The sequence below is a fragment of the Legionella birminghamensis genome (assembly GCF_900452515.1).
Lineage (GTDB): Bacteria > Pseudomonadota > Gammaproteobacteria > Legionellales > Legionellaceae > Legionella_C > Legionella_C birminghamensis.
Window position 1 is genome coordinate 25,346 of sequence record NZ_UGNW01000001.1, and the last position, 22,613, is coordinate 47,958.

The following is a 22,613-nucleotide window of genomic DNA, read 5'->3' on the forward strand; positions in this document are numbered from 1 at the left end:
AATGATTAATATACCAAACGATAAATTTTCGAGAAGGATGCAAAAAGTTGAAAGCCTTAGTGTCTACTGTTAATAATATATTGCTTGTTGATCTTGAAACACGGCAAATAAATATAGTGGAGTCAGGCCGCCGTGAATACTATGGTATCTCATGGTGGGAGAACAATGATCAGCTAGTGTTAAGTCACTCCGGTGTAGAAAACGATCGCATGCTGGATCTTGAAAGCTATATTCACTCAGAGAAAGGCTATTTATCGTATAATAACAAGCAGTCGGCATGCTTCCTCTCGCAGCCGCATCAAATTCTGTGTGCACCTGATAATATAATCATTGCTACCAATACAGGTAGAAATTGTATCAGTTTTTACAATGCAGAAAATGGCTATTATAAAGATCTTCGGATTAATGATATTTACTGGGACAGATTAGGCCCGGATAACGCCTGCGGCGAGCATTTCAATTCCATTTTCCTAAAGAGAAACCGCTTGTATGTGCTGGCGCATCGATTCAAACGCGGTTCGCAGGTGCTGGTGTTCTCCTACCCTGAAGGAGAATTAATCGATAAATACGAGGCTAATCATCGAAATGGAATGCACAATATTTGGGTGGATAATGAGGACAACCTCTTTGCCTGCCATTCCGAAGCAGGTGAGCTGGTGGACATCAAGGCTGATGAAACAGTTTGGGCGAGCGGGGCATCGCATTACTCCCGCGGCCTGGCTGTAAGTTCAGACTATATCCTCATTGGTGACAGTGAGATTGTAGCCCGCGTGCATCGAAAAAACCTGTTAAGCGAATTGTGGGTCATTGATCGTCATTCCTTAAAAACCCTGGATTATATCCCCCTGGGCAATTACGGTGCCGTACATGAAGTCCGTTTGCTTGACGCGGTGGACGAAGCACACAATAGCAGCTTATTTAGCGGTTTGGACCTACTTGAGGCGCAAATCAAGTCGAATGAAGAGCAGAAAGAAATGCAGCGGCAAAAGAAATTAAGCGATAGCCAGCATTGGCAAGCGAACCGCCACTTATTAAATCAATTCAACTGTGTCTTAAATGGCTGGCAGGTGGTTGATGGGGGGTGGATAAAGCCGAAAAACGCGGGCATGACCGTTGGATTTTTCAAGAATGCAAGCAAAGGCGCTTACAATGTTTCTTTCGAATACTCTTTTGATCAGGAAGCGGATGGATCCCATTTAAGTTTTATCTTTAATTACTGCGGGCCTGATGACAGCAATATGTCCGCATTGCTCCTGCTGTATAACAAATCCCTTAAACAGGCGAGCCTGGGATACTGGGTTAATACGAACGACGCTTGGCAGAATACAGAATTGCTGCTTGCTGACCTGCCGATAACTGGACAGTTGTCAATCAAGATCAGTGAAGAGCAGTTTACTGTTTCAGCAAAAGACCTCCCGGCGGTGAGTAAAGCAACTGGCTGGACACAAGGCCATATTGGCTTTAGAGCCTATGGATCACAATTCAAAAATGTAGCACTTACCCTGGGTGAAGGAAGCGGTAAATCCGAGTTACGAAAAAAAGTTAAAACAATTTATGAGAAATTAGGCATAAGCTAATATATGCGGATGTAGATCAATCCTCAAGGATTGATCTACTAAACATTTCTAAGCGGCGATAAAGCCAGGGTTTACGAGTTCTCTTTTATTGTATTTTAAAGTTCGTGCAGTGCCGATTTCCGTAATTTGTTTTCCTGTTTCAAGAAGAATGGCATGCCCCGCAGCTGTATCCCATTCCATCGTGGGTGAAAAGCGGGGATAGACGTCCGCTTTGCCCTCGGCCAGCAAGGCAAACTTCAATGCGCTTCCCGCCGTAATTAGCTGGAATGAATTCCCGTCTCTATTCAGTTTTTCCAGATATTCAGCGGTAGCTGGGCATTGGTGGGAACGGCTGAGAGTAATGGTTATAGTATCTTTCAAGTTGTTTTTCGCAACTAATTGAGTCTGAAGCTGATTGTTAATTTTAAAAGCGCCCCTGCCTTTTTCCGCATAATAAATACTTTTGCTTACCGGTGCATGAACTACTCCAAGCACGGGACTGTCCTTGTGAATCAAGGCAATATTGATAGTAAATTCGCCGTTGCGGTTCAGGAATTCTTTGGTACCATCAAGGGGGTCAACCAGAAAGAAAAAATCAAATCTCTTTCGTGTCTCATACTCCATGTTGGTACTGGATTCCTCAGAAATAATGGGAATATGTGGATAAAGGGATTTGAGCCCCGCCGTGATAATATCATGGGAAATTTGATCGGCCTCCGTCAAGGGGGTTTTGTCTGTTTTGACCGTACTGGTCAGCTCCATTTTTTGATAAACCCTTAAAATTGCATTGGCAGCCTGGCTTGAGAGATTAATTATCTCCTGGATATCAACATGAGACATTTTTTTCTTTCCTTTTTTTAATCCGCTGGCTTAGCGTATCGATTGTCTTACTCCCTGTGTTGACAAAGAGGTCTGGTATGATAGCGTGAATAAGACAGGCGAAGCCCGCAAAAATCAATTTAAAACCCAAGCATTGAGCAAACAGAAAATGCTCGGTATAAGATTCATCAATTTCTTTAAGATGTTTGCTCATATTAAATCCCTAATGTTAATAACAAGTTCTCTAGTATATAACTTTGAATCCAAGGATAAAAATTTCATTGTAATTGATTGAATGATTAGCGCAGAAAAGAGTAATATGGCGGGATTAATGGTGTTTCTGGAGAATAAAATGTCACATAAATGGATTCTAACATCTCGTCAGCGCTGCGATCTGGAGATGCTGCTGGTAGGAGGGTTTAAGCCGCTGACAGGATTTTTAACAGAACACGATTATAATTCGGTTTTAAACGATATGCGTTTAGGCAGCGGCGAAGTCTGGCCCGTTCCAATTACTCTGGATGTCAATGAGGAATTTGCTTCGGCCATCGATTGCGGGCAAACAATCGGTTTATATGATGAGGATAATACCTTGTTGGCCAATCTAACTGTCAGTGACAAGTGGATGCCGGATAAACAGTTTGAAGCCGAGCAGCTGTTTGCTACGACAGACCTGAAGCACCCGGGTGTCAATTATCTGTTTAAACAGGCAGGCAGCTGGTACATAGGCGGACGCTTGGAATGCATTCAGTTCCCCCGCCATTATGATTTTGTCGATTACCGCCATACCCCTGAGGCACTGAAAAAATTTTTTGAAACGAATAAGATTGAGCGTATTGTTGGCTTCCAGACACGAAATCCAATGCACCGGGCGCATATGGAACTTACTTTGCGCGCTTCCCAGGAATATGATGCGCACTTATTAATACATCCGGTAGTTGGTTTAACAAAGCCTGGCGATATTGATTATTTTACCCGGGTAAGATGCTACCAGAAAATACTGAAAGCATACCCAAGACGTAATGCCACTTTGGGGCTGCTGCCATTAGCCATGCGCATGGCCGGCCCGCGGGAAGCCTTATGGCATGCACTGATTCGAAAAAACTATGGCTGCACCCATTTCATTGTAGGAAGAGACCATGCCGGTCCAGGCAATGATGCGGCGGGTAAGCCTTTTTACGAACCCTATGCCGCACAAGACTTAGTCAGGCAGTTTAAGCAAGAAATAGGGATAGAGCCGGTCTTTTTTCAAGAGATGGTCTATGTGAAGGAGCGGCACAGTTTTTGTCCTGTTAATGAAATTAAAGCGGAAGAGACAGCCCTTAATGTATCTGGCACGCAACTGCGGCAAATGCTGCTATCTGATAAATCAATCCCGGAATGGTTCTCTTTTCCCGGTATTATTAACGAGCTTCGCCAATCCTATCCTGCTAAATGCAAGCAAGGTTTTACGCTGTTTTTCACCGGCCTTTCGGGAGCGGGAAAAACCACATTGGCAAACGCGCTGATGGCCCGCTTAATGAGTCTCGGCAAGCGCAATATTACCTTGCTGGACGGGGATGTGGTGCGCAGGATACTTGCCAATGAATTAGGTTTTAGCAAGGCCGATCGCGATTTGAATATCCGACGAATAGGTTATGTGGCTTCTGAAGTAACGAAGGCGGGCGGTGTCGCAATTTGTGCCGCTATCGCCCCTTATCGCGATGCGCGCGAGCAGAATCGCCAGCTGATCGCTTCTTCAGGAGGCTATATTGAAGTGTACCTGTCCACCTCATTAGCGGCTTGCGAGGAACGGGATACAAAGGGCTTGTATGCGAAAGCACGCCGTGGGGAAATTAAAGGATTTACAGGCATTGATGACCCCTACGAGGCTCCGGAGCAGCCTGAAATAACGCTGGATACGAATAATCTGTCCATAGAGGCTGCCGTTGAAAAGATCGTCGCCTACCTGGTTAATGAGGGATATCTGATACTGGAAGAGGAAACAGAAGGATCAAATTCCCAAATCCGAAATGACGAGCTTGTCACGGGGTAGGATAGGCGATGAATGAATCCCATTTGAGAAGCTTTTTAAAATCAATCAGCTGGCGGTTGTTTGCAACTGCCACAACAGTGCTGATTACCTTTCTCATTACTCATGAAACAAAGTTTGCGCTCTATGTTGGCTTTTTTGAATTCTTCTCAAAAATTTTTCTTTATTATCTGCATGAACGACTGTGGGGAAGTATCTCAATAGGGAAAAGGCTTAAGACCGGTTAAGCTCAATTTTTGGAGAGGTTATTCAGGATCTGTCTAATTTTGATTGTTGAAATTCCTGTGGCTGAGCTGATAATCTAGAGCCCTTTTATATTAAAGGCCCTTTTGATATGTCACGGCATTTGTTTATTCTCAATAAAAACACCCTTATTCGATTCTTATGGGGTACCAGTCTATTTTTTTTTAGTTTCTATTACATAGGTTCTCTAGGTTTCGGAGAACAAATTCCAGTAAATGACGGCTTGGGTTGGGATGGGACAATCTATGCGGAAATGGCTCGTTTACATACAAAAGAGTTGTTTAACCATTACAACAGCTATTTGGTACAACGTATACTAACGCCAATGATTATACATAGAATAGCTTCTGTCGCGCATATTGATTTGATGGTGACCAAAAACCTGCTTAGTGTATTTTTACTGTATAATTATTGTTTAATTATGGGTTGTGTGTATCTACTGTTTCGTATAGGAGCACGATTAAACTGGTCCTCCAATACCAAATATTTATGTACGGGATTGTTGCTATTTAATTTTGCAGTGCTAAAGATGAACACCTATTATCCGGTGTTAACGGATCCAAGCGGTATGTTTATGGGAATGTTGGGAGCTTATTTCTATATAGACCGAAATCGATTGGGTTTGTGGATCACTGCATTACTAGGCTCATTTGTTTTTCCTTCGTTAATCTACAATTTTGCTTGCCTATTCTTATTTGCTTTTGAAGGAAGGGAAAAGCCCTCAATACGGCAAAGCAATGGCGCAATAGCATTGATAGTTGCTCTAATGGTGTGCTGCTGGTGTTTGCACTGTCTATTTCCATTGCCGGAATTTGCATCCAGATTTACCTCAGTTGATTGGAGATTATTACCACTTAGCTTAATGGCTTTGGGAGCTTATGTGTTTTATGGATTGCGTTATAGTTTGACTCCGCTAGAAATGCTTCGGGAGTTTCTAAAAAACTTTAACGTTAACGCGGCTCTTTTATTTGTAATCTTGTGGGTTGTAGTTAAATTAACCATTAATGGGATCGCAAGTGATGCACCACCGAATATGGATCTGAATAGATATATTCATGCTGCACCTATTACCGCGGTAGTTGAGCCAGGAATTTCAATTGCACTCCATATATTTTACTTTGGTTTAGCACCAGTGCTGATGTTGTTGTTCTGGAGGCAGATCAATCAAAAAGCAATAGAGTTTGGTTTGGGATGTGTCCTTTTTCTACTGGTGACAGTCATATTTTCAATTTGCTCTGAGTCTCGGCAAATTATAACGGCGTTCCCCATGTTTCTAATCCTTTTAGGGTCTGTGTTGAACCGATATCGAATAAGTTGGCCTGTGACCATTACTTTAATCCTGATGAATCTGATATTTTCCCGGTTCTGGTTCTCACTCAGTAAATCAGTCTCACTTTTCTTTATGAATATTGGTCCATGGGTTACACATTCTCAATATTTTGTGATAGTTGGTTTCGATCTTGTGATCCTCCTAATTGTTGGCTTCTTATTTAGAAAATATGTTTTTTCAGAAGTGCGTTCTCTGCCCTATGAAAAACAAAATTATAGTCAAGTTGTTTTTGAAATCCGATAATAATTAAGGAGGCTGCCTGCAGCCACTGTTATATCAGTGTTTGCAGGTTGAAACATTTATTAGAGGTCTTGGAACAGGTCGAGGCATCCAAGGTGTTCCAAAGAGTTATAAACACGACCTAGCTTTTTTCAAACCTATAGCCAAGTTCATAACGCTCGTATATTTTTGCTATATAGCTATTCCTCAATACACCGGATTTGATATCGAGTTCTACCAGGCAATGATTATATTCTATTGAAATTGTGAAAATGAAGGCAATAAAGGATGCGCTAAGAGCTTTCACCAGCTTCAATTTATTGTCTGCCCTCAGAGGTAAATAGTCACAGATTAAATATATAACACTTAAATACAATAATGGCTGTAATATCTGGCTAATCATTGGAGATCGGCTTCCGGGGAAAAAGGTCCTGCTGGTCGCTTCAACCATGACAACAGGAGCCGCGAAAGCTAATAGGACAATGAAGATTGACAGTTTAGGGATTTGAAGTGTTTGCCCATTAGTCCTGGCAAAACCAAATATCCAGAAAAACAGTGCATTAAAAAAAATGAGTGACAACAAAAAGACGGGGATAGTTAAAGAGCGATCAATTACAAGGGTTTTATAAAAAACGAAATTGTCGGGATGAAATAAGACAAATTTTATGCTTTTAAAAAGAGCAGTCCATTTTAAACCCTCTTGAAGCGCTTGTGGGACGGGGCTAGTAGTATTCCAGATTAGATAAAAAATAATTAAGACAAACAGGAAAAAACTGCTGTCTATTAATGTGGCTCTTAGCCGCTCACTGAGGCGCTCTGGATTCTTTGAAAAAAAGAGGCTTAATAAGAAAACAGCTATTATCGCTCCTGAATGCAGAGTGTAGGTCGAAAGGGATACAAGATAAAATAGTAACGATAAAGCCAAATAATTTGCTTTGCTGCGATTGCTATTAAGGTACTTACAATAAAATAAAATCGTAAGCAAACTGCATACAGCGGCCATATGGAAGACCCAGATTAACTGACTATAGTTAATGAAAAAATTCCAAACCAGCACGAGCAGTGCTGTCCCAAATGCAAAAAGGGGGTTGCGTTTATCATTCAGCTCCAGTAGAAGCAGAAACATTGAAACCGCCAACAGCAAATCGGTGACACATCGAACGAAATAAAGCCAGCCAATGCTTTTACTAATTAAAGGCGATATGGCTGCCCAAAACCAGGGAGATAAGGGATTGCGGCCATCAATTTGCCAGAAAACTCTTGCAAAAACAGTCGCTTTTCCTTTGGCATTGGCGATAAGATTTAGCCAGTTAGTATCTTCGCCCCTTGCTGTAATTCCAAATCCAAATGAAAATCCAGCCAATTGAAGGCTGAGCAATACTATTAATATCGCCACCCAAAGGGATACTAAAATAAATAATAATCGGTTTCTTTGATGATCGGCCTTGGCAGGCATGGCGGAGGTTATTTCAATCATTTTTATTCCCATTAAACAGTAAAATAAGAATCGACTTCCCTGTGTATTCCGGCGTCCTTTAAAATGCTTAATAAATAGCGGCCATAATCCGATTTTTGCAGCTGCTCCCCCATAAAGGCAAGTTGCGTATCATTGATCCATTTTTGTCGCCAGGCTATTTCTTCAGGACAGGCGATTTTAAATCCCTGCCGTTTTTCTAGTGTCGATACAAAGTGTGAGGCTTCGAGCATCGATTCATGCGTACCGGTATCCAGCCACGCGAATCCTCTTCCCATCACTTCAACATATAGTTTGCCGGTTTGGATATAATACTGATTAATATCCGTTATTTCATATTCACCACGTGCCGAAGGTTTAATCGATTTGGCAACCTCCACAACTGAATTGTCATAAAAATAAATGCCGGTGATTGCATAACGTGATTTTGGTTGCCTGGGCTTCTCCTCTATCGCAATAGCCTGTCCATCCTGATCAAACTGGACAACCCCATATCGCTCAGGATCCTGAACCGGGTATGCAAAAACGGTATTAAACTCGGTGCGGGAATTAGCCTGGGAGAGTAATTGCTTTAAATTATGGCCATAGAAAATGTTATCCCCAAGGATTAACACAGAAGGAGAGCCATTAAGGAACTCTTCACCCAGTATGAAAGCTTGTGCTATCCCGTTGGGGAGCTCCTGGCAAACATAGTGCAGCTCAATTCCCCATTGACTGCCGTCACCTAATAACTGGCGGAAGTTAAATTGGTCATGGGGTGTGGTAATGATTAATATTTCCCTGATTCCTGCGAGCATTAAGGTGGTTAAGGGATAATAAATCATAGGCTTATCAAAAACAGGCAATAACTGTTTTGAAATGGATAGAGTAACCGGATGAAGGCGTGTACCTGACCCGCCTGCTAATATAATCCCTTTTCTGTTCATAATTTAAGCCATTATTGTAGATTGTTGAAGTTTATTAGTTAGATGAGAAGTCCAGTCCGTATTTTCAAGATACCAGGTTACCGTTTTGCTGATCCCGCTTTCAAAGGTCTCCATTGGTTTCCAACCCAGTTCTCTCTGAATTTTTCCTGAGTCGATGGCATAACGTTTGTCATGTCCGGGCCTGTCTTTCACGAACTGTATCAGCTTGCGGTAATCTCCCTGAGCTGAAGGCCGATAGTTATTTAATAAGCAGCACAATGTGTTAACAATTGTCAAGTTGTTAATTTCATTATTACCGCCAATATTGTAGGTGTTCCCCGGCACACCGGTTTCCAGGATAACTTCGAGCGCCTGACAGTGATCGATGACATAAAGCCAATCCCGGATATTTTGGCCATCGCCATAAATGGGTAATGTTTGCTGTGAAAGAGCGCGTGTGATCATTAAAGGAATGAGCTTTTCCGGAAACTGAAAGGGGCCGTAATTATTAGAGCAATGCGTGATGATGGTCGGTAGGCCATAAGTATGAAACCATGCGCGCGCCAGGTGATCGCTTGCTGCTTTACTAGCCGAATAGGGACTATTGGGTTGATAAGGAGTGGTTTCTTTGAAGGCCGGCTCTGCGGGTTCCAGGGAACCGTATACCTCGTCGGTGGATACATGAATAAAACGAAAAGCAGATTTTTCTGTTTCATTCATTGTATTCCAGTAATGATAAGCGGCGTCAAGCAGGCTAAAGCTGCCTTCAACATTGGTTTTGAGGAAAACACCCGGATCGGCAATGGAGCGATCGACATGGCTTTCTGCTGCCATGTGGATAATGGCGCGTGGCCGCATTTTCAAAAGCGTCGCAAAGACCAGCTCCCGATTACAGATATTCCCGTGAATGAACTGATAGCGCGGATCGTTCTTTAATGAGATGAGATTTGCCGGATTTCCAGCATAGGTTAATGCGTCAAGGTTGATAACCGGTTCATTTCTTGTAAGAAGCCAATTCAAGATAAAATTGGAACCAATGAACCCCGAGCCGCCTGTTACTAAAATCATAATTGTTCCTTTTGTCTATCATCCATGGGGGCTAGTTCAATATTTAATAATCGAAAAGACAATCCAAAATAATCCATGTCAACTTTGGAAGAGATGACCAATAAGTTACTTCCATTTTTTAAATAATCAGAAGGTAGATCGGCGATAAACTCATTCGTGTCGATCCACTCTGGTTTTATTGCATGTTTATTAATGACAAGCATGATGCTGGAACGAATTTCGTCACTTATGATACTGTCAACTAAACCCGCTAAGCGGTATCTATGTTTACTTGGCTCCAGTTGAAATCGCAGGGCAGAATTTTCCTGTGTTTTCCATGCTCCTGAGGAGTGCTTAAAATTACCAACAGTCCACTCAGCCCCCCGCCAGCCAATTCCTGCTGTGGGTAAATCCAAATTCCACCAGTCCCCAAAACCCCATTTATATCTATCTGGGGGAGTTGTGTTAAAAAATGAATTAAAATATTGTGGCCATCGTTGCTCTGCCAAAATCTTATTGTATTTTTTTATGAAATGAGGGTTATTTTTTGTGTCATAATTTACGCTGCCAGCGGCTGGGCGGGTAGCTGCACTTGCATCAATCGTTATTGCTGTTATTCGTTCTTTAGGTATTACAAGCACAGGTGGTTTAGAGCCAACTACTTTCCCATTGTAACGTACTGGTTCTGGATAGCTGAACACCCAACTCTGTTCTTTTTCAATGCACTGGCCAGGTCTGTTTACCGTATCGATTAACAGCCAATAGTGACCTGGCTCACTGCAAATCTGGAGATTCTCAAAGGGGTGCCCATACATGTAGGCCAGAGCCCCTTGCAGGTTTGTACTGTAGAACATCCAGATTTGATCGAGTAAATTACTTTTATCCCTTATCAACAGGGTGTTATCTTTTTCCATTTTTCCATCAAAATGGTCTACGATATCGGCCAGAATATGCGTTTGGACGGTGGAGAGTTGAACATAATGATGAAATTGAAAAAGTCCTGCTCCCAGGCCAATAAAAAGCATTATAAAAGAAAATCCATTGGCAAGCCTGGAGCTCGCTTTGCTAAGTAACAGAAGCAGAAAGATCCAAAACATAGCTGCTGCCGGTGTTGCAAAAAGGAATGTCCTCTGGCTTATATATAAATGCGATAAAGAAAATATATAAGGACTATACCCGCAAATAATAAGAAAGAGGCAAATTACTGACATTCGAATCAAAGTTCCGCCTGAACAATGTTCATGATTCACCTGTCTTAGTGTAGTTTGTGAGCCATACAGGAAAGCAAAAATCAGGCTGCAGGCTATAAAAAGATAAATGTATGCAGTCCAGCTAAGCTCCCGGAAGCAAATCAGCGTGGCATCAACCCAGCCTCCAAGCACACTGCGAAGTAAGCCGATAGAGAACAGTTTGGGAAAGTTAGCAATAAGGAGGTCTTGGTTGGCGGAAAAGCTTTGTTGATAGGTGTTGCCATGACTAACTACGTAAGTAGCATATACCAAATAGGCAAGAGGCGCCAATAGCCAGATTAATACCACATTTTTTTTTCTCCAAAAAATTTGGAAACCTGCAACAATGCCTTTTTGTCCGATAATCAGCGCAAACGGAAAAATGATATAAGCAAATGACGCTTCATACATAGCAAGTGCCATCAAAAATATCAGTGCAGAGACAGCTGAATGAAAAGTCTCTGTTGATCGACGCTTGGCATCCAGCGCCTTAAATAATAGGCAACAGCCTGAGAGCGATAGTGCTAACGCCCAATTGATATGCAGGGCGCGAAATGATAGCTGCATACTGTCTGCGGGATAAACCAGCATGAAGGGGCCCATGAATAATGCCCAGCGAAAGGAGTTTGTAATTCGCCATACAATATAAGAGGCTGCCGTCCCTTTAAGAATCAATGATAAATACAACATTAAATTCCAATAGACAAATGAATCAGAATCCAGAAAATAGGCGATTGCCTGAGGCAATAATGTTAATGGGCGCGCAGCATGACCAGAGAGCAGGCTGCCAGGCGTAGCAGCAAAAAAAACACCGTGGTTTGTAAAAACTCCAAGCAATCCCCATTCTTCAATTAAACCATTTAATCGAATACCGAATGGCAGCCAAAGCAATGAAGTCAGTATGGTCGAGCAGAGCAGAAATGAAAAAATCGGCTGATTTGTAAAAGCAGAGGCTTTAGAAAGCTTGTTTTTTTTGTCGGTGGTCGTTCTAGTATTGCGAAAATAATCCAGCATTTTTTTTCCATAAAAGATTAAATAAGGCCTATTTTTTATTTGGGCTAGACCACTCCAGCACCAGTTTGTTCATAAAATATGTAATAGGAAGTGTAGCGGCAATCACTAGCAAGGGCGCTATGCTGGGGCTTATGCCTAGTTTCTCCACGACTAAACCTAGTGAAAGGGCTGATACAGCATACTGGAATAAATAAATAAGGGGATAGGTAAACAGGCCTTTAAATGATAATAACTTGCGGAATACAATAATAGTATTAAACCAGTAAGCAAATAAAACACCAAGGAAATAAGCAACTCCGTAAGCCAGTTGATAATTTACCCAATTGCTTAAAAGTAGGTAAACTACATAAGTAAACCCAGTCGATAAGCCACCGCCGGCCACAAAGCGGCCCATGCGCAAAAAATCCACTCCACGAAAATTAATAACCATTGGCTGCCTTTTGAGCCAGTTCACAAAATTCTGTGTAGTCATAAATATAATCGTCTTTATCATAATAGTCTGATGCAAAAACCAGGAGAACTGCGTCCTGTGAGTATTTATACTGCTCTCCCCAGGTCAGAGGCGGTAAATAAATGCCTTTTGCCGGACTATCGAGAGTAAGGTATTTGCGCTCCCTGCCGTTATCGACACTAACTGTGCAGGCGCCCTTGGCGCATATTATGAATTGATGGCATTGACGATGTGCATGTTTCCCTCTAATTTCATTGGCCGGAACTCCGTGTACAAAAAAGAAGCGTTTGGCAATAAAGGGAATATCTCTCAAAAACTCGCCCACCACCAACTCGCCTCGTGAATCAGTGACTGATTTGAAGCAATGTAAGCTTACACCTTCGATAATGGTCTCTATGGCTGGCGCATTTAATTGTGGCTTCTGAAACTGGATGCTCATATTAACTCCAATCATTGCTATGCTCAATGGCTATAATGGCTAAAGGACGCTGCTTGGTATTTTCATACCCCCGCCAGGCGTAAGTGCCGATTAAGCCAAGGCCTAATAAGTTAAGTGCGCCAAAAAAAAGGACGGTTAGAATGATAGCCGCATAACCAGGGACGGTAATCATGTCTGTAAGGCGCATGATAAAGATGAATAATCCGCCAAGGAAAGAAATCAAAGTGCCGATGGCACCCAGGCGAGTTAAGAGGCGTATCGGATAATCGGTGAAGGCAAAAATGCTGTCCATCATGTAATCCATTTTTTTACGGAATGTCCACGAGGACTTGCCAATCTTTCGCTCTTGCCTTTCGTAATTAACCAGTTTTCTCCGAAAACCCAGCCAGAATATTAAAGCAATCAGAGAGGAGCGCGATTCTTCAAGATTTAATAACTGATCACGAAATACCTGGTTACAGCCAAATATATCTACGCCTCCCTTGGGCATATCACGTACTACCATACGCTTGTATATAGCCCAGAACAGGTTCGAGGTTAGGCGAGAAACGAAGGGATCTTTACGGCTATTTCTTGTACCAATCGCTACATCGCATTCGTTGTTGGCAAGACAGGAAAAAATACTGATTAACAGTTCAGGCGGTTCTTGCAAATCAGCTGCCATCACACTGAAATATTTGCCCCGTGCTGCGCGTAAACCGGTTCGAATGGCAGAAAAAGCACCGAAATTTCGTGAGTGTGCAATTAATTTTGCCGGAAACTCAAGATGTTCAATCGCCGTTTTTAACAACTCATAGGACTGATCCGGGCTGCCGTCAACGACAAAAACAGCTTCCATATGCCCATTGAGCTGGCAATTCATCTCTTGCAGCGCCTTTAAGAGATCCGGAATATTTTTTTCGCTCTTGTAAATGGGGATAATGACTGAGTATTTCATGCTTGCCAGTTATTAATTGCGTGGATAACATTTTCCACTTCCCCTATAGTCATTTCCGGGTAACAGGGAAGGCTCAAACATTCATTACAAAGTACTTCTGTGTTTTTCAGGTTTACATTCGGAAAGCTGCCCCTTAAAAAAGGCTGCCTGTAATCGGGAATTGGATAATGAACGTCAGAAGCAATCTGATTTTTGAGTAAGTGTTCACGAAGAGAGTCCCTCTGGGTTGTTCGGATAACATAGAGATGGGCCACATAACTGGAATTGTTTACTGCGGGGCACTGAATATTGGGAGATAGGATACCTTCACTATAATGTGCTGCTATTTTTCTCCGTTGTTCATTATCATTGTCGAGATGAGGCAGTAATTCACACAAAATAGATGCCTGGAGCTCATCCAGTCGACTGTTACGAGCCGCTCCCATCTCAATCTGGTATTTTTTACCCCAGCCATATTGTCTTAAAGAGCGGATTTTCTCAGCAATAGCCTTGTGTCGCGTGACTACAGCTCCGCCGTCTCCCAATGCGCCCAAATTTTTGGTGGGATAAAAGCTAAAGCTTGCTGCATCGCCAAAGGCTCCTACTTTCTTATTGTGGATGGCTGCACCGTGTGCCTGCGCGCAATCTTCTATTAAAGGAACCGCATGCTCTTTACAAAAGGCTGCAATTTCTGCTATTTCACTGACTGCCAGACCGTATAAATGTGTTACTACGATCGCTTTGGCTCCAGATGCGATAGCCTGGCTCACCTCCTGTAAGTTGGTATTATTGCTGTTTAAATCGACATCAAGAAAATAAGGTTTGGCGCCAATCGCCTGCAGGGCTGTAGTAGTATAGGCGCCGGCATTGGCAACAGTGGCGACCAGGTCGCCCGCAACGATACCGCAGGCCTTCAGTGCAAATTCAATGGCATCTGTGCCATTGGCCAGGCCTATGCAATGCTCCACTTGTAAGTAATCAGCAAACAGCTGCTCAAATCGCGTGCATTCTGGCCCCAGTATCAGCATCCCACTAGCGAGTACGCGCTGAACTGCAGTATTAATAAGGTCATGATGACGGCTAAGTCTGGCCAATTGATTGTTGATGAGCTGCATTGTAATCCTTACTGCAAATGGAAATAAACCAAGGCATTTTAATCGTCCCGTAGCCAGAAGTCTATGGGTTGTCGCAGTTAAGTTTAGTGTCCGCCAGGCGCTTGCCAAAGTCATTGCTGGGCAGTTCAATCCAGCGATGCAGTAACAAAGCCATGCAGATTGCAATAATGCTGGCCAGTAGAACGGCGATTGTTGCCGGGATGTGTTTCTGGTACGTCAGCCAGTAGATTAGGGCATAACTGGGTAATAGATGAACCGCGTAAAGGGGATAACTGATATTACCCAGCCAGATAAATATCGCAGGTGCTGAGCTCCGATGCCTGAATGAATAGGCAATGGCAAATATCATTAACGCGAGACCGTAGTTGAATGTGCCGGGATAAAATTGTGATTGATAATCACTCATTGACCATAAGAGCATGAATAAGAGGAAAAAAAACAGAAGAAAGGCCGAAAGCTGCCGGGTCGATAAAAATTTGCGGCAGTGCCAGTTAAAGCAGGTCCCCATCAGCATGTAAATAATGTAGAAGGCTGAATTGCCTAGTGCATGTGCCAGACCGTACCAGGAAACGCTGAGTGCCCATTTTTCAGGCTGGACATCAAGGCCCGACAGCGTTCGTAAAAGCAGAAATCCCGAAATGCTTAAACCAATAACCAAGGCAAGAAAATGGACTTTTTTTCCGGATACCAGCAGAGAGGAAAACAGAGCGCAAAGCAGATAAAATTTGATTTCGATTTGTAATGTCCAGCTGATTGCATCCAGACTGGGAACCCAGAATAGATCGCGGGTGAGTGTCAACTGCGCAAGAATGTCGAAGCTGCTAATCCATAATTGCCCGCGGTGGAACAGCAGGAGTGCGATAAGTGCGAAAAAAAAAGCGGCCCAATAGGTGGGATAAATTCTGAAAAAGCGAGTGATCAGGAATTGCTTTCTTGAATATTTAATCAGTGAGAAGGGTATCACAAAGCCGCTGATTAAGAAAAATAAGGACACGCCGAAATGGCTGTATCGAAACCAGCCGGTGTCATTTACGATAGAGACTAACTCTGGTGGATAAGGGGCGGCTTCGCAAACGTGCAGCCCCAGCAATTGACAGACTGCCGGGTGATTAAGCCAGAAGTGGCCGAGGAGATGGGCGCCTAAAAAAACAATTGCGGATGCCAGCCCCCTGAGCACATGTGCAAACAGGTAATAATGTTCAGATGGGAGATATTGGGGGGTATCAGCGCTCGAGGGCATTCGCTCAACCTGAAAACCAATAAGATCGGTTTTTCGATTTGATTAATAAATCATTTTTAGATATATGCGGGAAGCTGTCAAGTTTGGCAGTGTCCCGGTATCGAACATCCGAATCCCCGCGGCTTGCGACCGCGGAGCCCCCACGAAGCCAATTTAATGTTAAGCACACTTGCTTATACTACCTGTTAAATCTTATTTTTTGGAAACATTGAAACTTGTCTGAGGGCTATGCTACTCCTACAGGCATGGGCCCCGCGGTCGGTGCCGCGGGGATTCGGTGTCGGTGCCGCGGGGATTCGGTGTCGGTGCCGCGGGGATTCGGTGTCGGTGCCGCGGGGATTCGGTGTTGGTGCCGCGGGGATTCGGTGTTGGTGCCGCGGGGATTCGGAAGCTTCGCCCGTTAGCCTGCAACAATCGCTTCATTCAATGAATCCCTGTTTTGCTCGCCATAGAGTATCTTCACCAGCTCGCCCTGGGGATTAATAATAAAGGTGGCAGGTACGGCGCGCGGGTGTTCAAAATTCAGGGAGCGGCCCGGGTCAATTGCCAGGCTTGGATAATTAATGCCAAATTGCTTGATCAATTTTTGCTGTTCGTACAGGGGAAGCGCATCATAATTAACGGCAAAAAGCGCTATTTTTTCTTTGTTATTCTTATAAAAATGATTCAGTTCACTGATTTCATTCAGGCAGGGCTGACACCAGCTGGCCCAATAGTTAATCAGCACCCATTTGCCTTTCAGACTGTTGAGTTCAATTCGCTTGCCTTCCATGTCGGTCAATACGGCGGCCTGGGCCAGGGAGATAACAGAGGTCAGTAGCAGTGCTATAATGAATTTTGCAGCAGTCACGATGTCGTCCTAAAGGTTGAAACAGCCGCTAGTTTAACATAGGCTGTCTAAACAGAAAAAGCTGCAATTATAATTAAGCAACGCAGCGGGAGCTTCACATGAATCAACGTAAAGTGGCAAAGGTATTGACCGGTATGCTGGTTCGCGAAGGCGGCGGCGTTAAACTTCAGCGTTATATTGGGATGGAACGGGATAATCCTTATGAGCCAATGCTGTTATTTGATTTTTTTGACAGCGATAATCCCCTGGATTACATCGCCGGCTTTCCCTCTCATCCCCACCGCGGATTTGAAACGATAACCTATTTACTGGACGGGGAAATTGAACATCAGGACAATCATGGCCATCACGGTGTTATCGGCCCCGGGGGTGTTCAATGGATGACGGCTGGCCGGGGTATTATTCATTCCGAAATGCCCAGGGAATCTGCGCGTCTGACCGGTCTGCAGCTCTGGCTTAATTTGCCGGCAGCAAAAAAAATGATTCCACCGGCTTACCAGGAGTATACTGCCGGGCAGCTGGCTTATGAAACCCTGCCAAATGGCGTCGAGATTAAATTAATTGCCGGTGAAACGGCTACTGCTTCATCCCCTGTCAAAGGCATTGCCACAGCCCCCCTTTTTTTTGATATAAAATTACCGCCGCACAGTATATTTGTACAACAAGTGCCATCTGGCCATCAATGCCTGGTATTTGTACTGCAGGGCGGATTATTGATTGATGCACAGGCGGTCGCCAGCAAAGAAATGGCAATCCTCAGCGACGGCGATGAGGTTAACCTGGGCACGCAAAGCGAAGCCTGCCATTGCATTTTAATTGCCGCCAGAAAGCTTGGCGAGCCTATTGCCCGTCTGGGGCCTTTTGTAATGAACACCCAGGAGGAAGTGTTCCAGGCGGTAGAGGATTTTCGAAACCAACGATTTTAACCGGGTCTGCAGCCTGGTGGACGCTGAATATTACTAAGGAGAGCAAAATGGCGAAGGTTTTAGTACTGTATTATTCAAGTTATGGACATGTTGAAGCCATGGCTGAAGAAGTAAGCAAGGGTGCAAAGGAGGTAGAGGGGGTTGAGGTTACTTTGAAACGCGTACCTGAAACCATGCCAGAAGACATTGCTAAAAAAGCAGGGGTGAAGCTTAATCAGGAGGCGCCCATCGCCAGCCCCCAGGAGCTGGCTGATTATGACGCAATCATTTTTGGTACGCCAACGCGGTTTGGTAATATGGCAGCGCAGATGCGCAATTTCCTGGATCAGACAGGCGGCATGTGGGTTAATGGCGGCCTGATTGGTAAAGTGGCTTCAGTCTTTGTGTCTACAGGCACCGGCGGGGGTAATGAATCGACCATCATGTCCTTCTGGAATACGCTGATCCATCACGGCATGATCATAGTGGGAGTCCCGTATTCTGAAAAAGGATTAACCGATCTGAGTGAAATGCGCGGCAGTTCGCCCTATGGTGCGGGCACCATTGCCGGTGCAGATGGTAAACGGACGCCTTCAGAAATTGAACGGCAGATTGCAAGGTTTCAAGGTAAGCATGTCGCTTCAATTGCCAAGCGTTTGGTTGGGTAGTCTGGTTCCTGCAGGCATTGGTGCTGGGCTTTATAGCCCAGCCTACCCTTAGCTATGGATTGAAGAGTCGGGTTTTTCTGGCGTTATGTCTTCCTTTTTTCCTTTGCCGATACTGTTTCGGCTGCGTCTTTTCTTTTTCTCCGAGTTTCTGCCAAAAAACATCGAGGCCATTTTGCGAAAAGCCCCTTTTTTTTCCCGAGGCGGACTGCTTTGCTCCGCAGGCACTGTTTCCTCTTTCTGCTTAAACTGCATATCGCTGGCTTTTTTCATATTGTTAATTGCATCATCAATATGGATACGCTTTTCCTGCTCAAAAGCGGTTAGCCCCTTCAATGTATCGGTAATAATCGTCCTCACCTCGGTCTTGAGACCATCCAGATTCATGAATAGATATTTGTAATCCTCAGCTTGTGCCGCTTTGATAACATTGCCCTTTAATGCTTCATCATAGAAAAAATTCGAATTCCACCAAATCGCTCCAATCATTCGCCCCAAAGCGAACAGATCAGAGCGATAATCAGTTGGTAGTGATTGCATTGCTTCAGGGCTTATATATCCGAAGGAGCCCACGTTCTCCGTAATGACCGTTTCACCCTCCAGTTTCGATAAGCCAAAATCGATTGTTTTTACGCTCCAATCCTTGTCAATGACAATATTTTCCGGTTTAAGATCCCGATGCACAATTTTGACAGCAAAAACCTGCTCCTTAAATGCCTCGAGCAAATTGATACAAAGCGCAAAGCGTTCTTCCAGGGTCAAATACCTTGATTTGGTTCGATCGCCGTCGAGAATATCACCCAGTGTTGAACCTTCCATCAGGCGCTCGACCATATAGGCATTTTTATCGTAAATCACAGGCTGCTTGGGAGAAACATGTGGGGTTCTGGCAGCAATGTGGTACTCTCGTCTAAGCCCCCTGAAGCCTTCATACCATTGCTCCTCTTTTCTGGGGTCAAATGCAGCTCGTTTGGCGATGCGTCTTTTCCCGCGAGGTTTGTCTTTAAAGCTTAAATCAGTCAAAGACTGAGTAAATTTATAAGTCACCTCAACCGGAATGGCGCTGCCAAACCCCCCTGCTCCTAAAAAGCCTTCGTTCAATACCGCGTAACGGTTATCTTCCATGCGATCTCTATTTGCCTGTGCATGCTTGCTTTTATAGCGAATTACTTTTTTAGTTAAACGAACTTCCACAACCACATTGCTATAATAGACGTTGTCATTGTAGAAATTACTTAGAACGACATCATACGAATTAACTGTTCCCCATCCATAACGGACTTGTCCATTTTGAGATATTTGGGTTTGAAAAAAAAGGGCGGCTAGTATTCTTCTTTGATGTTCTTTCGGAGCGGAGGGATCAATGGGCTTAATGGTAATGCGCATCAGCACATCCTTGCGTCTAATTGTTTTCGTAAGTTTATTATAGCAGAGTGGCAAAAAATAAATCATAAAGACACTTGTTTGTCCCAATTGTTGTTTGCTGTGCAAGTGAATTGCTGTATAATTTGCTTTTCCCTTGCTGCATGTGCAAATTCAAACCTTGTTGCCATTGCGAGTGCAAGGCTGATTTTTTTGGTGAGTGTTATGGCAATTACCCTGATTATTTATGTCATTCTGATGTTGAGTACTGTTTGTGTGATAGCGATGTTCTATCAGTTAAACCATCAGCAAAAAGCGCAGCTTGCCATCAGGGATTATTTTAAACTGGGTATAAGCGGGGTGATCGCTTTTATCGCGGACACCCTGGGGATTGGCAGTTTTGCGGTCAATGTCGCGCTCGCCAAATTATTGGGTACATTTCCGGATGACGAATTGCCGGCTGTTAATAACGGCGCCCAGGTTATACCAGGAACCATCGAATCGCTTTTTTTCATGCAGTTGGTCGATGTTGATTTAACCACGATGTTAACGATGGTCATTGGGACTTGTGTCGGCGGATTAATTGGGGGGGCAGTGGTCAGCCGCCTAAGCAAACAGGCTATTCGTTTAACCATGATGTGCTGCTTTGCCGGAATTATCCTTCTGTTGCTTGCCCATCAGTTTCGCTTAATGCCAGTGGGGGGCGATGTGGTTGAATTACAGGGTGCCAAACTGGTGATCGGTTTTGTGGCAATGGTGATCTGCGGTGCCTTAACTTCTGCCGGCATCGGCTTGTTTGTAATGATTCAGGGCGTCCTGTTTCTAATGAATGTTTCGCCCATTGTTGCCTTCCCGATTATGACAACCGCAGGTGCGATGCAACAGCCGTTGACCACGCTGGTCTTCTTGCAACAGGATAAAATTCCCCTGAAGAAGACAATGATTTTAAGCCTTTCTGGTTGCGTAGGCGTACTGATTACCTTGCCTTTGTTTGCCCACCTGACTGTAACCTGGCTGCATACGCTCTTGTTACTGATTATCATTTATAACCTTTATGCGATTAGCCGGACTTATCTTAAAGTTCGTCTTTCAAACCGTAAAACGCCAGGGTTTGCCCCTGTGGCTGTTAGCAATTAAGTTTTTTATACTCAGAGGGATTTTGAATTTTACAAGGAATGTTTATGAAACTAATCAACAGATTGCGTGTTTTGCTGTGTACGATGCTCATTTCGCTCAGCGCTTATGGGTTTAATCCTGCGTTTGATACGATGGTGATTTTTGGCGACAGCTTATCGGATAACGGTAACCTGTACCGCTATTTCCTCCATTTTCTGCCGGTGTCGCCACCCTATTACGAAGGGCATTTTTCAAATGGGCCTTTATGGGCTGAGTATCTCTACCAGAATTATTTTCCCTCCGATTACAGCATTGGTTTTCAGAATTATGCGGTTGGCGGCGCTGGTGCGGTACTATCCTACAAGGAAAATTTACCCTTTACGCTGTCAGTCGAATTGAATGATTACCTTTACTGGAATACCTATGGCCACAAAGACACCAGCTTATACACGATCTGGATTGGCGCCAATAATTATGTGAATGGCCCCTCTAATGTAGAGGCACTTACCGATAGCGTAGTGGATGCAATAGGCAATGCCGCCGAGCGGTTGATTGGCAAAGGCGGTAATAAATTTTTGATTATCAATCTGCCTGATTTGGCAAAGCTGCCGCAATCCAAGAAAATAAGCGATCCCTCTTTGTTAACGCGTTTGACACTGGCGCATAATCAAAAATTACAGCAACGGGTTGACAGCCTGCGTAACCAATACCCCGACGCCCTCTTTCTGTATTTTGATGCCTACAGCTTTTTCAATGAATCGATTACCCATCCTGCGGATTATGGGATCCATAACATTGAAGATCCCTGCTATCTCGGCAGTTACAGTGGCTGGTTAACGGCACTAACGCCCTCGCGCAATACACTGTATACTTACTTAAAACAGCAAAATCCAGGTTTAAGCGAAGCGCAATGGTCAATTATCCAGGCCAATCCGGCTTTGCATGAGGCTGCTGAAACAGCTTACATTTATTCGAAGCTGCCGCAGGCTGCCAAAGATGAGGCGCTGTACTGCGATAATTATTTATTCTGGGATCATGTGCATCCCACCACGGTTGTGCACCGTTTAATCGCGGAGCAAATTAGTAAACTGATTGAGGAGGCCGGTCTTGAAGCAAACTGGCCGGAATCAATCTCGCAAAAGGTTAGTAATGGAAGAGATAAGCAAATCACAGAGAAAACGTGAAGCAGACGCTTTACAGAAATTAGGGGTTAAGTTGGTTGAGTTACCGGCTGACATCCTGGATCAGCTACCCCTGAATGAGGCATTACGGCAGGCAATTGATGCCGCAAAATCCATTCGCAGCCACGGGGCGGTGAGACGCCAGGCACAGTTAATCGGCAAGTTAATGCGGGGGGCTGATCATGAGGCCATTAAAGAGGCCTATGAGGCATTAGAATCTGAGAAGAATGCCCAGACGGCTGCCTTTCATGAGCTGGAAGAGTGGCGGGATCGCCTGATCAATGATGGAAAAGAGGCTTTGACCGAATTTATCGACTATTACCAGCCAGCGGATGTGCAACAACTAAGGCAATTGATCAAAAAGGCTGTGGACGAGCGCAGGGCCAACCAGTCGCACGGTGCGTATAAAGCCCTTTTCCGTTTTATACGGGCCTCTGTTGAAGGACCTAAATGATTTTGGACAAAGAAAGGCTGCTCGCCTAGAATACGACCTTAACACTTATTT

Annotated in this window: 22 protein-coding genes; 9 read left to right on the forward strand and 13 right to left on the reverse strand. The window is 44.0% G+C overall.

The window, feature by feature from the left end; translation table 11 throughout:
* The first annotated feature begins 47 nt into the window (after nucleotides 1-47).
* On the forward strand, nucleotides 48-1,577 hold the full coding sequence (locus DYH42_RS00105; protein WP_058524291.1) for a hypothetical protein: 1,530 nt from the start codon (nucleotides 48-50) through the stop codon (nucleotides 1,575-1,577).
* 48 nt (nucleotides 1,578-1,625) lie between these two features.
* On the opposite strand, the gene cysQ is transcribed toward DYH42_RS00105, so the two are convergent.
* The gene (gene cysQ / locus DYH42_RS00110; RefSeq protein ID WP_058524290.1) at nucleotides 1,626-2,396 is read right to left on the reverse strand and encodes a 3'(2'),5'-bisphosphate nucleotidase CysQ; all 771 of its coding nucleotides are present in this window, start codon (nucleotides 2,394-2,396) and stop codon (nucleotides 1,626-1,628) included.
* On the reverse strand, nucleotides 2,383-2,589 hold the full coding sequence (locus DYH42_RS16895; protein ID WP_058524289.1) for a DUF6356 family protein: 207 nt from the start codon (nucleotides 2,587-2,589) through the stop codon (nucleotides 2,383-2,385). The genes cysQ and DYH42_RS16895 overlap by 14 nt, the downstream gene beginning before the upstream one ends.
* A 138-nt stretch (nucleotides 2,590-2,727) precedes the next feature.
* On the opposite strand from DYH42_RS16895, the gene DYH42_RS00120 reads away from it, so the two are divergent.
* The 3 genes from DYH42_RS00120 to DYH42_RS00130 all read left to right on the forward strand — a co-directional run bounded on the left by DYH42_RS00120 (nucleotide 2,728) and on the right by DYH42_RS00130 (nucleotide 6,223).
* Entirely contained in the window at nucleotides 2,728-4,410 is a 1,683-nt protein-coding gene (locus DYH42_RS00120; protein ID WP_162263107.1) for a bifunctional sulfate adenylyltransferase/adenylylsulfate kinase, read from the forward strand.
* 8 nt (nucleotides 4,411-4,418) lie between these two features.
* Nucleotides 4,419-4,634, forward strand: a complete 216-nt coding sequence (locus tag DYH42_RS00125; protein WP_058524287.1) for a DUF2061 domain-containing protein — start codon at nucleotides 4,419-4,421, stop codon at nucleotides 4,632-4,634.
* A 107-nt stretch (nucleotides 4,635-4,741) separates the two neighbouring features.
* Entirely contained in the window at nucleotides 4,742-6,223 is a 1,482-nt protein-coding gene (locus DYH42_RS00130; protein WP_058524286.1) for a hypothetical protein, read from the forward strand.
* A 118-nt stretch (nucleotides 6,224-6,341) separates the two neighbouring features.
* On the opposite strand, the gene DYH42_RS00135 is transcribed toward DYH42_RS00130, so the two are convergent.
* The 10 genes from DYH42_RS00135 to DYH42_RS00180 all read right to left on the reverse strand — a co-directional run bounded on the left by DYH42_RS00135 (nucleotide 6,342) and on the right by DYH42_RS00180 (nucleotide 16,879).
* On the reverse strand, nucleotides 6,342-7,676 hold the full coding sequence (locus DYH42_RS00135; protein ID WP_131793026.1) for a hypothetical protein: 1,335 nt from the start codon (nucleotides 7,674-7,676) through the stop codon (nucleotides 6,342-6,344).
* 11 nt (nucleotides 7,677-7,687) lie between these two features.
* Nucleotides 7,688-8,599, reverse strand: a complete 912-nt coding sequence (gene rfbA / locus DYH42_RS00140; RefSeq protein ID WP_058524284.1) for a glucose-1-phosphate thymidylyltransferase RfbA — start codon at nucleotides 8,597-8,599, stop codon at nucleotides 7,688-7,690.
* 3 nt (nucleotides 8,600-8,602) lie between these two features.
* A complete protein-coding gene (gene rfbB / locus DYH42_RS00145; protein WP_058524283.1) occupies nucleotides 8,603-9,646 on the reverse strand; it encodes a dTDP-glucose 4,6-dehydratase in 1,044 nt (347 codons plus the stop codon).
* Entirely contained in the window at nucleotides 9,643-11,868 is a 2,226-nt protein-coding gene (locus DYH42_RS00150; RefSeq protein WP_058524282.1) for a hypothetical protein, read from the reverse strand. The genes rfbB and DYH42_RS00150 overlap by 4 nt, the downstream gene beginning before the upstream one ends.
* A gap of 28 nt (nucleotides 11,869-11,896) precedes the next feature.
* The gene (locus tag DYH42_RS00155; protein ID WP_058524281.1) at nucleotides 11,897-12,298 is read right to left on the reverse strand and encodes a GtrA family protein; all 402 of its coding nucleotides are present in this window, start codon (nucleotides 12,296-12,298) and stop codon (nucleotides 11,897-11,899) included.
* Entirely contained in the window at nucleotides 12,288-12,758 is a 471-nt protein-coding gene (locus DYH42_RS00160; RefSeq protein ID WP_058524280.1) for a sugar 3,4-ketoisomerase, read from the reverse strand. The genes DYH42_RS00155 and DYH42_RS00160 overlap by 11 nt, the downstream gene beginning before the upstream one ends.
* Before the next feature lies 1 nt (nucleotide 12,759).
* Nucleotides 12,760-13,695, reverse strand: coding sequence for a glycosyltransferase family 2 protein (locus DYH42_RS00165; protein WP_058524279.1), 936 nt, complete (start codon nucleotides 13,693-13,695; stop codon nucleotides 12,760-12,762).
* Nucleotides 13,692-14,789, reverse strand: a complete 1,098-nt coding sequence (locus DYH42_RS00170) for a DegT/DnrJ/EryC1/StrS family aminotransferase (RefSeq protein ID WP_058524278.1) — start codon at nucleotides 14,787-14,789, stop codon at nucleotides 13,692-13,694. Before DYH42_RS00170 ends, DYH42_RS00165 begins: the two co-directional genes overlap by 4 nt.
* 61 nt (nucleotides 14,790-14,850) lie before the next feature.
* Nucleotides 14,851-16,029, reverse strand: coding sequence for an acyltransferase family protein (locus tag DYH42_RS00175; protein ID WP_058524277.1), 1,179 nt, complete (start codon nucleotides 16,027-16,029; stop codon nucleotides 14,851-14,853).
* 400 nt (nucleotides 16,030-16,429) lie between these two features.
* On the reverse strand, nucleotides 16,430-16,879 hold the full coding sequence (locus DYH42_RS00180) for a TlpA family protein disulfide reductase (RefSeq protein WP_237759045.1): 450 nt from the start codon (nucleotides 16,877-16,879) through the stop codon (nucleotides 16,430-16,432).
* A 98-nt stretch (nucleotides 16,880-16,977) separates the two neighbouring features.
* Between DYH42_RS00180 and DYH42_RS00185 the strand changes: the two genes are divergently transcribed.
* A complete protein-coding gene (locus DYH42_RS00185; protein WP_058524275.1) occupies nucleotides 16,978-17,805 on the forward strand; it encodes a pirin family protein in 828 nt (275 codons plus the stop codon).
* 47 nt (nucleotides 17,806-17,852) lie between these two features.
* The gene (gene wrbA, locus DYH42_RS00190; RefSeq protein ID WP_058524274.1) at nucleotides 17,853-18,452 is read left to right on the forward strand and encodes an NAD(P)H:quinone oxidoreductase; all 600 of its coding nucleotides are present in this window, start codon (nucleotides 17,853-17,855) and stop codon (nucleotides 18,450-18,452) included.
* 48 nt (nucleotides 18,453-18,500) lie between these two features.
* Here the strand turns inward: wrbA and DYH42_RS00195 are convergent, their stop codons facing one another.
* Nucleotides 18,501-19,835 (reverse strand): protein kinase domain-containing protein, encoded by a 1,335-nt coding sequence (locus DYH42_RS00195; RefSeq protein ID WP_058524273.1) that lies wholly within the window; start codon nucleotides 19,833-19,835, stop codon nucleotides 18,501-18,503.
* Between DYH42_RS00195 and DYH42_RS00200 the strand changes: the two genes are divergently transcribed.
* The 3 genes from DYH42_RS00200 to yjgA are packed head-to-tail and all read left to right on the forward strand — an operon-like array spanning nucleotide 19,788 to nucleotide 22,562.
* Entirely contained in the window at nucleotides 19,788-20,948 is a 1,161-nt protein-coding gene (locus tag DYH42_RS00200; protein WP_083503173.1) for a sulfite exporter TauE/SafE family protein, read from the forward strand. The genes DYH42_RS00195 and DYH42_RS00200 overlap by 48 nt on opposite strands.
* A 44-nt stretch (nucleotides 20,949-20,992) precedes the next feature.
* Nucleotides 20,993-22,111, forward strand: coding sequence for an SGNH/GDSL hydrolase family protein (locus tag DYH42_RS00205; RefSeq protein ID WP_058524272.1), 1,119 nt, complete (start codon nucleotides 20,993-20,995; stop codon nucleotides 22,109-22,111).
* Nucleotides 22,077-22,562, forward strand: coding sequence for a ribosome biogenesis factor YjgA (gene yjgA / locus DYH42_RS00210; protein ID WP_058524271.1), 486 nt, complete (start codon nucleotides 22,077-22,079; stop codon nucleotides 22,560-22,562). Before DYH42_RS00205 ends, yjgA begins: the two co-directional genes overlap by 35 nt.
* Nucleotides 22,563-22,613: the final 51 nt, after the last annotated feature.